Annotated in this window: 11 protein-coding genes; 5 read left to right on the forward strand and 6 right to left on the reverse strand. The window is 48.1% G+C overall.

Annotated elements, in window-relative coordinates:
• Positions 1 to 2 precede the first annotated feature (2 nt).
• Together FHW36_RS09900 and FHW36_RS09905 are read right to left on the reverse strand one after the other, a co-directional pair.
• Positions 3 to 449, reverse strand: a complete 447-nt coding sequence (locus FHW36_RS09900) for a DinB family protein (protein WP_145666397.1) — start codon at positions 447 to 449, stop codon at positions 3 to 5.
• Between the two features lie 93 nt (positions 450 to 542).
• Positions 543 to 941, reverse strand: a complete 399-nt coding sequence (locus FHW36_RS09905; protein WP_145666399.1) for a GRAM domain-containing protein — start codon at positions 939 to 941, stop codon at positions 543 to 545.
• A gap of 60 nt (positions 942 to 1,001) precedes the next feature.
• Here FHW36_RS09905 and pncB point away from each other — a divergent pair, with 60 nt between their 5' ends.
• On the forward strand, positions 1,002 to 2,168 hold the full coding sequence (pncB, locus tag FHW36_RS09910) for a nicotinate phosphoribosyltransferase (protein ID WP_145666401.1): 1,167 nt from the start codon (positions 1,002 to 1,004) through the stop codon (positions 2,166 to 2,168).
• Between the two features lie 67 nt (positions 2,169 to 2,235).
• Here the strand turns inward: pncB and ypfJ are convergent, their stop codons facing one another.
• On the reverse strand, positions 2,236 to 3,099 hold the full coding sequence (gene ypfJ, locus FHW36_RS09915; protein ID WP_145666403.1) for a KPN_02809 family neutral zinc metallopeptidase: 864 nt from the start codon (positions 3,097 to 3,099) through the stop codon (positions 2,236 to 2,238).
• Positions 3,100 to 3,238: 139 nt separating this feature from the next.
• On the opposite strand from ypfJ, the gene FHW36_RS09920 reads away from it, so the two are divergent.
• From FHW36_RS09920 to FHW36_RS09935, 4 genes are read left to right on the forward strand one after another with little or no spacing between them, the layout of a single operon-like run.
• Positions 3,239 to 4,249, forward strand: coding sequence for an NADP-dependent oxidoreductase (locus FHW36_RS09920; RefSeq protein ID WP_145666407.1), 1,011 nt, complete (start codon positions 3,239 to 3,241; stop codon positions 4,247 to 4,249).
• An 8-nt stretch (positions 4,250 to 4,257) separates the two neighbouring features.
• Complete coding sequence (gene fdhD / locus FHW36_RS09925) at positions 4,258 to 5,106, forward strand: formate dehydrogenase accessory sulfurtransferase FdhD (protein ID WP_145666410.1); 849 nt, start codon at positions 4,258 to 4,260, stop codon at positions 5,104 to 5,106.
• Positions 5,099 to 7,393 (forward strand): FdhF/YdeP family oxidoreductase, encoded by a 2,295-nt coding sequence (locus tag FHW36_RS09930; protein WP_246121123.1) that lies wholly within the window; start codon positions 5,099 to 5,101, stop codon positions 7,391 to 7,393. The genes fdhD and FHW36_RS09930 overlap by 8 nt, the downstream gene beginning before the upstream one ends.
• Before the next feature lie 3 nt (positions 7,394 to 7,396).
• On the forward strand, positions 7,397 to 7,948 hold the full coding sequence (locus FHW36_RS09935) for a putative glycolipid-binding domain-containing protein (RefSeq protein ID WP_145666417.1): 552 nt from the start codon (positions 7,397 to 7,399) through the stop codon (positions 7,946 to 7,948).
• Here FHW36_RS09935 and FHW36_RS09940 read toward each other — a convergent pair.
• The 3 genes from FHW36_RS09940 to FHW36_RS09950 form a co-directional block, all read right to left on the reverse strand.
• Positions 7,929 to 9,008, reverse strand: coding sequence for an NAD(P)H-dependent flavin oxidoreductase (locus FHW36_RS09940; RefSeq protein ID WP_145666420.1), 1,080 nt, complete (start codon positions 9,006 to 9,008; stop codon positions 7,929 to 7,931). The two genes, FHW36_RS09935 and FHW36_RS09940, sit on opposite strands and share 20 nt — an antisense overlap.
• 111 nt (positions 9,009 to 9,119) lie before the next feature.
• Positions 9,120 to 11,042, reverse strand: coding sequence for a BamA/TamA family outer membrane protein (locus tag FHW36_RS09945; protein ID WP_145666423.1), 1,923 nt, complete (start codon positions 11,040 to 11,042; stop codon positions 9,120 to 9,122).
• Between the two features lie 58 nt (positions 11,043 to 11,100).
• On the reverse strand, positions 11,101 to 11,859 hold the full coding sequence (locus tag FHW36_RS09950) for a DUF695 domain-containing protein (protein WP_145666427.1): 759 nt from the start codon (positions 11,857 to 11,859) through the stop codon (positions 11,101 to 11,103).
• Between the last annotated feature and the right edge of the window lie 160 nt (positions 11,860 to 12,019).

Below are 12,019 nucleotides of genomic sequence, written 5' to 3' on the forward strand. Positions count from 1 at the left end.
ATTTACGACTGGGTTAAACGGCGATGGTAATTCACCTGGCCAAGATGGTAATTAAGATGAGTGCACAAGTGTACCAGGAAATGCCCGGTAGACATGGTTCCGGAGAATACTTTCTCCGGGTATAATTTTTCCAGGTCTTCTGCCGTCAGGTCGGCAATCACCGTTAGTGTAACACGGCGGGTAATACCTATCAATACCAGCAAATCCTCCCTGGCAATGTTCCGGTCACTGAATTCCCTGTCACGATCCCGCAGGTAGCCAGTTTTTCCAAGTATGGCGCCTACATAATGTTGCAGATTACCACATAGGTGCAGACACAGGGTTCCAGCTGAATTACTGATACCGGCAGGCACTTTCCAGATGCCTTCCCGGGTTTCATAAGCAGCAATCTCCTGTTCCAGTTTGCTGAGATCCCGCTCAAATAAATTGATTAAAATACTGGTAAGCATAATCTAAAGGTAGCGAAAGATTCACATTGCGCTACAAAGGGCATTACGGCAATGTGAATCTTATCAAATATTGCGGTACTTAACGGGAAAGGTCTATTTTACACTAAAGAGCGGCTGTACATCCAGCATAGCTTTCTGGTAGGTGAGATCAAAAGTCTCCCATTTACCCCCAATACCAAAGCGATAGTTAGCTCCATCGATCACACTAAAGGATGCGACTTTTTTGTTGAATCCATGTTTGGTTCTCTGGAAGTCTGTAATATCCGATAAGGAAAATTCAATCGCTTTCTTGTTACGGGTAAGCAGCCAGCCAATGACGCCAAATAAGAGAAACATCAGCATCGGCTTAGCTTCAAAAACAATTCGTTCATTGGTCAGGTATAAGGCGCCCTGCTTAGCATTCCAGCTGTTCTTGATGTAAACTGCATTCACTTTGTACAAAATGGTTTCCTGTGGGTTAAGGGGCCATTTAACTTTGATGGTTCGTTGCATTGATTAACAATATGGTTAGCCACAAAAATATAATATTATTGTGAATTTAAATAACAGACCATGATCCTGACATCGATTCTCGACAATGACTTCTACAAATTCACCATGCAGCATGGAGTGGTTAAACTGTTTCCGAAGGCGCGTGCCCGTTATACCTTTATCAACCGGGGCAAGCATTCGTTCCCTCCCGGCTTTGCGGAGGCATTGAGAACGGCCGTGAACGATATGGCCCGGTTACAGCTAACGGAAGAAGAAAAAGAATTCCTGCAGGTCACCTGTCCCTACCTGGATCCAACCTACCTCGATTTTCTCCAGGGATACCGCTATAATCCTTCCGAGGTACATATTGCGCAGCATGGGGAAGACCTGGAAGTACATGCCGATGGATACTGGTACCGCACCATTCTTTGGGAAGTACCATTGATGTCGCTGATCTGTGAATTGTATTATCAGCTTACGGGGCAACAAAGGGTCGGCGATGCTGAAGTAACCCGGATTACCCGCGAGAAAATTGAAAAATATAAGCAGATGGGTATTACCATCGCCGATTTTGGTACCCGCCGCCGGCACTCCCTGGCGGTACATCAACTGGTTGTGAAAGCCCTGCGGCAATATGGAGAAGGGTGTTTTATCGGCACCAGCAATGTGCATTTGGCCATGCGCAATAGCGTAAAGCCGGTAGGGACCCATGCACACGAATGGTTTATGTTTCACGCAGCTAAATACGGCTTCAAAATGGCCAATATGCTGGGATTGGAAAACTGGGTACAGGTATACCGGGGAGATTTGGGTATTGCGCTATCGGATACCTATACTTCGGCCGTTTTCTTCGAACAGTTTGACAAAAAATTTGCAAAACTGTTCGACGGCGTACGCCACGATAGCGGCGACCCAATCCTTTTTGCAGAACAAACCATTGCTCATTACATCAGTAAGGGCGTAAACCCGCTCAGCAAAACGATCATTTTCTCAGATGGATTGAATGATGATAAAGTAGCGCATATCGCTGACTATTGTCGCGGTAAAATAGGCATGTCGTTCGGCATTGGTACCAACTTCACCAACGACGTAGGGCTTACCGCATTGAATATCGTTATCAAAATGTATGAGGCCCTGCCGGAAGATGCACCCAGATGGACACCGGTAGTGAAGCTTTCTGATGTAAGTGGTAAATATACCGGCGACGAAAAAATGATTGAACTGGCGAAGGAAATGCTAAGCATGTAAATCTTAAAATAAAAATCGGTCACATGATATCACGTGACCGATTTTTATTTTAAAGTCTTTTAAACGCTTACCAGCTTCCCAATCCAATGCCCGTATCTCCCTGGGAAACATCTCCTGATTCAAAGCCTTTTTTAAACCAGAACATACGTTGAGCAGAGGTACCATGAGTAAAGGCGTCCGGTACCACTTGCCCGGTAGCCGCCTGTTGCAGGCGATCATCACCTACAGCGCTGGCAGCACTTAACCCCGACTCTATATCTCCCGGATCCAGGAAGGGTTTAATTTTATTGGCACGGCTAGCCCAGACTCCTGCCAGGAAATCGGCCTGTAGTTCCAGCATCACCGACAGTTTATTATATTCTTTTTCGCTCAGCCGGGAACGCATTGCCTGCATTTTCCCGCTGATGCCCAATAGATTTTGAACATGATGACCTACCTCATGGGCAATTACATAGGCTTTCGAAAAGTCGCCCTTCACCCCAAAACGTTGTTCCAGCTCGTCAAAGAAGGAAACATCCAGGTATACCTTCCGGTCGGCAGGGCAATAGAACGGGCCCATAGCCGATTCTGCAAAGCCGCAACCAGACTCAGTTCCTTTTTCAAAAGACACCATACCAGGTACTTCATAGGTTTTGTTCCTTTCCTGGAACTCCAGCTTCCACACCCGCTCTGTGCTGCGTAATACTTTGGAAGACATGATTTCAAAGGGAGAAGCATTTTCTGTAGTCAGTTTCTCCGAAGTACCCTGTCCCTGACCGGGGCCTTGTGCCTGTTGTACCGCCTGCATCACCTGCTGAGGGTCCTGCTTAAAGAGCAGCGCCAGCACTATAATGATAATACCGCCAATACCGCCGCCAATACCAATGTTGCGCATACCACCACCGGTACGTTTCTCGACGTTGTCGCTCATTTCTTCATCATCAAGACGCATAGTAGATCTAAAATTTAAGGGTGAAGTTTCTTACCCCGAATGTACATTTTTCTTTCATATGCAGGGCTTTTATGCTAAACAAATACATTCCGGTGCTGTTATTATTGGAGCACCTTTCTTAACGCGAAAATACCATCATATGCAAATCAAACAAATCCTGCTGGCTTCCCGTCCCCAGGGGTTACCAGATGATCATACCTTTAACACCGTTAAAAGCAGTCTCCGGGAACCACAGCCTGGAGAAGTACTGGTAAAGCCGCTTTACTTTTCGGTAGATCCGTATATGCGTGGCCGTATGAATGACGCTAAGTCCTATATCCCGCCCTTCCAGGTAGGAGAGCCTATTGAGAGTGGAGGTGTAGGGGAAGTCATTACCAGCCGGGACGATCAATTTAAAACCGGCGACCTGGTCATGGCTACCGGCGCCCGTCCTTTTTTGCCCTGGGCCACGGCGGCTATCTTTCCAGGTACCCATCTCCGGAAAATTGATAACAGCATTCCTCCTACCTACTACCTGGGCCTCCTGGGCGTACCGGGACTAACGGCCTATTTCGGCCTGGTAGATATCGGTAAGCCCAAAGCAGGTGAAACGGTGCTGGTATCCGGTGCTGCCGGCGCAGTAGGAATCATAGTAGGACAAATCGCCAAAATAATGGGCTGCCGCGCGGTGGGTATCGCCGGAGGCGCCGAAAAAGTTAACTTACTCACTGATACCTTTCATTTCGATGCCGCTATTGATTATAAAGGTAACCCAAACCTGGATGCCGCCATTGCTGCGGTGTGCCCCAATGGCATTGATATATACTTCGATAATGTAGGCGGCGAAATTTCCGACGCCGTGATGAGACATCTGAACTTCTTCGCCAGGGTGCCGCTCTGCGGACAGATAGCATTGTACAATGTTACCGAAGTGCCGGTTGGTCCGCGTATCCAGCCACTCATGGTTACGCGGAGCGTCCTGATGCAGGGTTTCACAATTGGTAATTACTCCACCCGGTTTGGAGAAGGCGTGAAACAACTATCGGAATGGATAAAGGCTGGCCAGATAAAATATACCGAAACCGTGATAGAAGGTTTTGACCAGCTACCCGCTGCCTTACTGGGATTATTTTCCGGGAAAAACAGTGGTAAGATGGTAGTGAAAGTGTAATTTTACGTATGACAAATGCTATTGTTCATACCCGCGTCAGAAAAGTAGCTGTGGCAGGATTCACCGACACCAATGATATCCTGGCTACAGAAGATCCGCTCGAAATCAGGCTGGTACATGGGCCTTCTCATAATCGCCGGCAGCAAAACATATCCGTTACCATGCGTACGCCCGGTAATGATATGGAACTGGCTGCCGGCTTTTTATTTACAGAAGGTATCATTTCCCATAGTGATGATATCCAGGAAGTTATTTTATCATCTACCGAAGATGGAGACGTTGCCACCGTGCACCTCAAACCTTCGGCTAACGCGCGGCTGGGACAAGTACAACGTAATTTTGCCGCTACGGCCGCCTGCGGTGTTTGTGGTAAAACCAACCTGTCGTCCATTCGTACAGGCGTTAGCGTTAGTGAGCATACTTTCGCCCTGTCCACCCCTTCCCTGCTCCGGCTTCCAGACTTACTCCGGCATCAGCAATCCGTATTTGACAGTACCGGAGGCCTGCATGCCGCCGCCCTGTTCAACAACAGCGGCCAATTATTGTTGTTGCGGGAAGATATTGGCAGGCACAATGCGGTCGACAAAGTAATAGGCGCTGCCATGCAGCAATCGTCGATATTCTTACAGCAATATGGTTTGCTGCTGAGCGGACGTGCGGGGTTTGAGCTGATCCAGAAAGCAGCCATGGCCCGCATCCCCGTGATAGCGGCTATTGGCGCACCTTCCAGCCTGGCGGTAAAAATGGCTGAGGAATGGAATATTACCCTTGTCGGTTTCCTGAAAGAAGATCGTTTTAATATCTATAGTGGCGCCGCTACTATTGATGTTCCACAAAATACCACCCAACATGGATAGTGCAGAAAATCCCATAACGTTTACCGGCATCAAGCTCGGACCACCAAAAACAGTAGCAGCGGGCATCCCGGCAGTAATATCCAGTATGCGGCATGTGCTGGAGGAAATGAATGCATTTCGTGGAATGAAAGCATTACTGAAACTGAACCAGAAAGACGGGTACGATTGCCCCGGCTGCGCGTGGCCTGATCCCGATGATGAACGATCCGGAATCGCCGAATACTGCGAAAACGGCGCTAAAGCAATTGCTGAAGAAGCTACCACGAAGAAGCTGACACCCGATTTTTTTGCGCAGCATAGCATCGCCGCACTCGGCGAACTAACCGATTATGAAATAGGTAAAAAAGGCAGGATCGCCCAACCCATGTACCTGGCCGAAGGAGCTACCCACTATAGCCCCATCTCCTGGGGAAACGCCTACCAACGTATTGCCGCCCATCTCAGGCGCTTGTCCTCCCCCGATGAAGCCGTATTTTATACCTCCGGAAGAACCAGCAACGAAGCCGCCTTTCTTTACCAGCTGATGGTACGGGAATATGGCACCAACAACCTGCCCGACTGTTCCAACATGTGCCACGAATCCAGTGGCGTAGCGCTTAACGACTCTCTCGGCATAGGAAAAGGATCCGTAACCCTGGAGGATATTCATGAGGCAGAAGTGATTATTATCCTTGGACAAAACCCGGGTACCAATCATCCCCGCATGCTCACGGCCCTTCAGAAAGCCAAAGCGAACGGCGCAACGATCATCGCGGTTAACCCGCTCAAAGAAACAGGGCTACTCAACTTCCTCAATCCCCAAACCGTAAAGGGCGTCTTGCAAATAGCAACACATCTTACCGATATTTTTCTACAGGTAAAGATCAATGGCGACATGGCCCTGGTTAAAGCCCTGTCCTTACTGCTGTTACAGGAAGAAGAACGTCATCCCGGTACTGTGTTTGACAATGCATTTATTGCCAACCAAACCAAAGGATTCGACAACTATATCCAACACCTGAAAACACAACAGTTATCGCAGCTGATGGCCGACAGTGGCGTGGATCCGGTGCTGATAGAGGCCGCTGCTGCTGCCCTCTTCCATAAAAAGAAAATTATTGCCTGCTGGGCCATGGGCCTTACCCAGCACAAAAATGCCGTAGATACTATCCGGGAAGTGGTAAACCTGCTATTATTGAAAGGCAGCATAGGCAAGCCTGGCGCAGGAACCTGTCCAGTACGTGGCCATAGCAACGTGCAGGGCGACCGGACCATGGGCATTTACGAACAACCGACCGACGCCTTCCTGGATAAAATACAGGCGGTATACGGATTTAATCCACCCCGCGCACACGGGTATGATGTGGTACACGCCATCCACGCCATGTACAAGGGCCAGGCAAAAGTGTTCATGGCCATGGGAGGCAATTTTCTTTCTGCCACGCCAGACACTTTATATACTGCCGCCGCACTGCGCAATTGCGACCTTACCGTACACGTTTCTACCAAATTAAACCGTAGTCACGTGGTACATGGTAAAGAAGCCATTATACTACCTTGCCTGGGCCGCAGCGATAAAGACCTGCTGCGCGGAGAAGCACAGTTTGTTACCTGCGAAAATTCAATGGGTGTTATTCAAATGTCGAAAGGGAACCTGCACCCGATATCGGAACACCTGAAAAGCGAGCCGGTTATCATCTGTGAACTGGCTACTGCATTGTTCGGAAAAGAATCCTGCGTACGCTGGAATGATTACGCCCAACATTATGATCATATCCGCAACGATATTGAAAAAGTAATTCCCGGCTTCGATCAATATAATCAACGGGTAAGGCATCCAGGCGGCTTTTACCTGCCTAACGGCGCCAGGAAGGGGCAATTCAATACCCTTACCGGTAAAGCTAATTTTAATGTTGCACCCGTACTCAATACCCCACTGGCTGCCGGCGAGTATATGATGATGACGATTCGCAGCCACGACCAGTTTAATACTACCATCTACGGACTGGACGACCGTTACCGCGGGGTATACCACGAAAGGCGGGTAATATTCATGCATCCGAAAGATATTGCTGATGGCGGCTTTCAGCCTGGGCAGGTAGTAGACCTGTATAACTATCACGGGCAAACGGAGCGCGTGGCTTATGGCTTCATTATTGTAGCCTATGATATCCCGGAAAAGTGTACCGCCACCTATTTTCCCGAAACCAATGTGTTGGTCCCTGTTGACAGCGTGGCAGACAAAAGCAATACGCCCACATCTAAACTGGTGATCATTCAAATAAAATCATCTGACATAAAAAATTAGTACATGCAACCCATTATATGGCAAGCGCTGAAATGGCCTGCTACCGAATATTGTACCCTGCAGGATCATGCACAGGGAATGCTGGCCAACGGCAGGATTAACGGCGTATATGAACAGCAACCATTTTCCGTTCATTATGCCATAGAAATTACGGCCGACTGGCGGGTATCTTCTTTTCATATCCGCCAGGAAGGCATCCACTATACAGAGCTCAAACTCACCTCTGACCTGCATGGGCATTGGTTCGACAAAGACAATAACCACATTGCAGCCTTCGATCACTGTATAGATATCGACATATCGCTGACTCCTTTTACCAATACATTGCCTATAAAACGGGAGTCTTTTGAAGAGGGAGAAAGTAAAGTGTTAGATATGCTGTATATCAGCCTGCCCGCCTTTGAGTTGCAGAAAGTACAGCAACGCTATACCCGGCTGGGCCGCCATGAATATCTCTATGAAAATATTGTCACTGATTTCAGTGCCCATATTCCTTTCGATCACCAGGATATTGTACAGGACTACCCGGGGTTGTTTAAGCGAATTTATTATTAGGAAACAGCAGGGCGGTTTCCCGTACCAGTTCAGCAAAGATATCTGCGGCGCTCCATGCCTGTGCTTTACCGGCTGCCTGCCCCGCCCAGATATTGATCCATTGCGGATTATCTGCCTCCCTCGCCACTTTGCGTGCAGGCTGGGTTAACATATCCTGGAAAGGATAAGAACAAAATGCCTCCCCGGCTGCTTCCAGTTCGGTGATCAGTTTATTACGTACGCCCCTCGCCCAACGCCCGGAAATGGCCCTGGTAAGCTGGGTGTCTGTATCCGTTATCTGGCCCAACACAGCTTTCTGTGCAGGAGTAGCCAGGCTTTCATGACAGCGGAGAAAAGCGCTGCCCATTTGTACGCCGGCAGCTCCCAGCATTCTTGCAGCGGCTATTCCCCTCGCATCCATAATGCCCCCCGCTGCGATAACGGGCATGTGTACACGATCTGCAATTTGAGGTACCAGTGCCATGGTGCCCGTTTGCGATAAGGCTCCGGGCAGGAAAGATCCCCGGTGCCCGCCGGCTTCTATCCCCTGTGCCACAATGATATCTGCCCCCGCAGCTTTCAGCGCCACTGCTTCCGCCACGCTGGTGGCGGTTCCCATGATATGCATACGATGGGCTTTCATTAAAGCAAATCCGTCGGCATCCGGCATACCGAATGTGAAACTCACGGATGGAATGCCCGCAGCGATCAGTACCGGCAGTTGTTCCCTCCAGGAATGCACCTGCAAATCTTCATATTTGACGGCTGCCGGTGTAAAGCCGGCCGCCTGGTATAACTCGTGTATTAGTGCCTGCATGCCATCGAACGTGGAACGGTCGGGGGCCAGCTCTGGCTCATAAGTAAACATATTCACGGCAAAGGGATTGGCCGTTAGCGACTTTACTTCCCGGATCAGGGCAATTACCTTCTCTGGTGATAATCCTCCTATGGGCAGCGAGCCCAGGCCGCCGCTATTGCTGATAGCAGCTACCATAGCAGGAGTAGTAATCCCCAACATGGGCGCTTGTATCAGGGGGTAAGTGATCCCCAGTAACCGGGTTAATTCGTTTTTCCATTCCATGACAATAAGGTTTGTTGAACGCACTAATGGCATCCCCGGGAGGAGTTTTCACTTTCCCGGTCATGTAAAGGTAGAAACTATTGGGCAGTCTTCATGTATTTCAAGAACCTGTTAGCGGAAGCTCAATATGTTAGGCACCTTCAGGGCAGATACATCAAACCGGAAATCAACAATGGTGGTAATCTCCAGCATGGCCTTTTTCATCGGCGGCGGTGCATTGGGATAATAATATCCTGAAACTTTTATCGTATTCAGCGCCAGGTTTTCATTACGTATCCTGAATCCACCACCAATACCCAGGTAAATGGGATTTTGCAGCAGGTCGTCGTTATTGTTGTTGATCATGGATGCCTGCAGGGTAGTAAAGAAGTTGAATTTGAAACCCAATAACTTCAACGGACTATAATATACTGTTTCCGAACTGACATTCAAACGTTGAAAGCCGTTGAGCTTCGTATTCTTATATCCCCAGATACCATTCTCCATGTTAACGTTGAGCGGCTTATTAAAAAAGGGATTAGGGCTTTCCAGGTAATCAGCCGTAACGAACTGGCGGAACCGGGACTTACGGAAGGTGAGCAGACGGCTGTAATATTCCACCCTGGCATGGAAAATAGCGTCTTCGATGGAGCCCCGCAGCCAAAAAGTACTGAACCCAACGGAGGTATTTAAAAGTCCCTGGTGGCGGGTAATCCAGAATTTCTGCGCTTCCAGACCTGTATACATCCTTCTCCGGCCTTTCCAGCTCTCCCATCCACTGGTGGCACTCAGGTTATAGCCCAGGGGAATATCCTCTGTACGGCCAAAACCAAAGAAGTAGTGTGCTTTGAAATAGTCGACCCGGTAAGTTTCCAGCTGTAGTAAATAAAAGCGGTGATTATTATACACCGGGTCGTCTTTATACCTGGCCTGGTCAGGCTTACGCTGGAATGAAAGGTTATAGTGCCGCGCCAGCAGTGCCAGGTTGGGCTTACGTCCTATGGAGCCGTCGTGTTTATAGTTGTTAATCAGGTTATAACCAATCCAGCCGTCAATCACGGTGTAGTTATAATCCCGGTAGAGGCTATCCCCCAGGTCAGCTAATGAACCGTGTATGTTGATAGACCAGTTCTTAGATATATTTAATCCTCCTACCAACTTAGCCGAATTCCGGTACAAGGGGCGGTTGAAATTAATAAATACAGCTCCTTCGTAGGCATTGGTATCCAGCTGTGCATAGTTATTCAGCGTTGTATATCCCAGGCTCATATCGACGAAAGAGCCGAACATATTGTACTTGGTATAGCGTACTTCTGTATTCCAGGTAGGCGAGTAATCCGATCGCCATTGCATACCAAACTTAACGCCTTGCCCCGCGCCAAAGAGGTCGTTGTTAGACACACTGGCCCGAACATCGGTGGCACTGAACTGGGTAAGATCGGCGCCATATTCAAACAGGTCTTTGGTAACAACTTCTACGTCGATAGAGTCGCCAGCCGTACTTTTCACATAGATACGGGCATCCTGGATAAAGGGGCGGTTACGCAGGTAACGCTCGTTGTCGGCCAGTTCGAAAGGATCTACCCGCTGGTCTTCCCGGAAAAACAGCGACTGCCGGATTACCCACTCCCTGGAATCGTAGTGCAGGCGGTTAGCCAGGCGGAGCAATTTCATGGAAGAGGTGAAGGTGGTATCGTTGATATTACTTGGACCGAATACTTTTACCTTCCTGTAGTAAATATTGCGGATCACCTTACCGGCGAAGGGCGTAAAATAGGCCTCACTTTTAATGATGGTACTGTCGTTGTCGTCGGAGCGTACCGGCTCATCCTGCCGGGTAATACGTTTGATGAGCGTTTGCCGGTAGCCTTTGTTACGCATGGAATCCCGGTACTCTCCTATTTTTTTAAACAGTCCGCCACCGGTTTTGTGCGGTATAGTATCAGTGGAAAGCGGAAACTGCTGGGCGCTGGCATATACTGATGCAGGGCTATGCAAACTTAGCAGCCAGCAGATGACAGTTAATGTAGGCCATATTTTTAGATACTTCCTCAAGGATTAGCAGTAGGTAACAAGTATATTGAAAAAAACCGAGAACGCAGAAAGCATACCGTTATTTCATGATGCTCGTTTCCCAACCGTCATATTCGGCATTTACCTGTTGAGCCAGTTCCCAAAGGCTCATCACCACACTGTCGATGGTTGTTTCTATCGTATTATCAGTGCGGGCAATACAGAGTTTAAAGGGGAATTCCGGGTTATCTAATTTTTCATCTCTTACCAGGGAAAAACCATTTTCTTTGATGTGCTCCCAGTAAACGTTTTTATCCTCTTCCGTTCTGAAGTGTATCCAGTGTTCAATAGTTCGTTCTTTTTCCGACGCGTCTCCATGCTGACGGAGCATACGCAATACTTTCCTGTTTTGTATACGTTGAAATTCATATACGTCAGGGAAGAGAAAATCGAAATACAATTCCCAGTTATTATCTTCCTTCACCCCGTAATCATAGCGGTAATCCGGGAAATTGACCATCGCATCTGCAATGAATTTATCATGCAGTAACGTAGTACCGGCATAAAAGTAAAAATCACGTACGCCATTAGAGAAGGTACGGCCAACAAAGTGCGCATCCAACTTGGTTTGCAGTTGTTCCACCAAACGATCTTCTATTTCACCCATGATGGCAAATTCATCGTTCTGCGGGAATCCGTCTTCACGTGGATGATTAAGATATACTGTTATATATATGGCATTCGGCTTTTCCTTCAATGGTGCAAATCGTCTCAGATCAAGGTCAAGGCCTATTACTGCTGGACTTTCCTCAATATGGCACGTATAAATATCCCAGTCCGGTCGGTAATCCTTATGCATACAAAAAAATTAAAATAACGCAACAGCTGGCTGTAAAGATACGTTGCTCTCCGTTACTATGGAAAAGATAAACTTGTATTCAACGCTTTTTTATCCACAAATTTTAGCGTATGCTTTCCATTGGGCGCCATACACTTACAGGAAGCTTAACACTAATTAA

The organism is Chitinophaga polysaccharea (genome assembly GCF_007829335.1).
GTDB lineage: Bacteria > Bacteroidota > Bacteroidia > Chitinophagales > Chitinophagaceae > Chitinophaga > Chitinophaga polysaccharea_B.

Bases quoted from the DNA above. Each gene is read 5' to 3' on its own strand.
- FHW36_RS09900 (WP_145666397.1), bottom strand. From the start codon at position 449: ATGCTTACCAGTATTTTAATCAATTTATTTGAGCGGGATCTCAGCAAA.
- FHW36_RS09905 (WP_145666399.1), bottom strand. From the start codon at position 941: ATGCAACGAACCATCAAAGTTAAATGGCCCCTTAACCCACAGGAAACC.
- pncB (WP_145666401.1), top strand. From the start codon at position 1,002: ATGATCCTGACATCGATTCTCGACAATGACTTCTACAAATTCACCATG.
- ypfJ (WP_145666403.1), bottom strand. From the start codon at position 3,099: ATGCGTCTTGATGATGAAGAAATGAGCGACAACGTCGAGAAACGTACC.
- FHW36_RS09920 (WP_145666407.1), top strand. From the start codon at position 3,239: ATGCAAATCAAACAAATCCTGCTGGCTTCCCGTCCCCAGGGGTTACCA.
- fdhD (WP_145666410.1), top strand. From the start codon at position 4,258: ATGACAAATGCTATTGTTCATACCCGCGTCAGAAAAGTAGCTGTGGCA.
- FHW36_RS09930 (WP_246121123.1), top strand. From the start codon at position 5,099: ATGGATAGTGCAGAAAATCCCATAACGTTTACCGGCATCAAGCTCGGA.
- FHW36_RS09935 (WP_145666417.1), top strand. From the start codon at position 7,397: ATGCAACCCATTATATGGCAAGCGCTGAAATGGCCTGCTACCGAATAT.
- FHW36_RS09940 (WP_145666420.1), bottom strand. From the start codon at position 9,008: ATGGAATGGAAAAACGAATTAACCCGGTTACTGGGGATCACTTACCCC.
- FHW36_RS09950 (WP_145666427.1), bottom strand. From the start codon at position 11,859: ATGCATAAGGATTACCGACCGGACTGGGATATTTATACGTGCCATATT.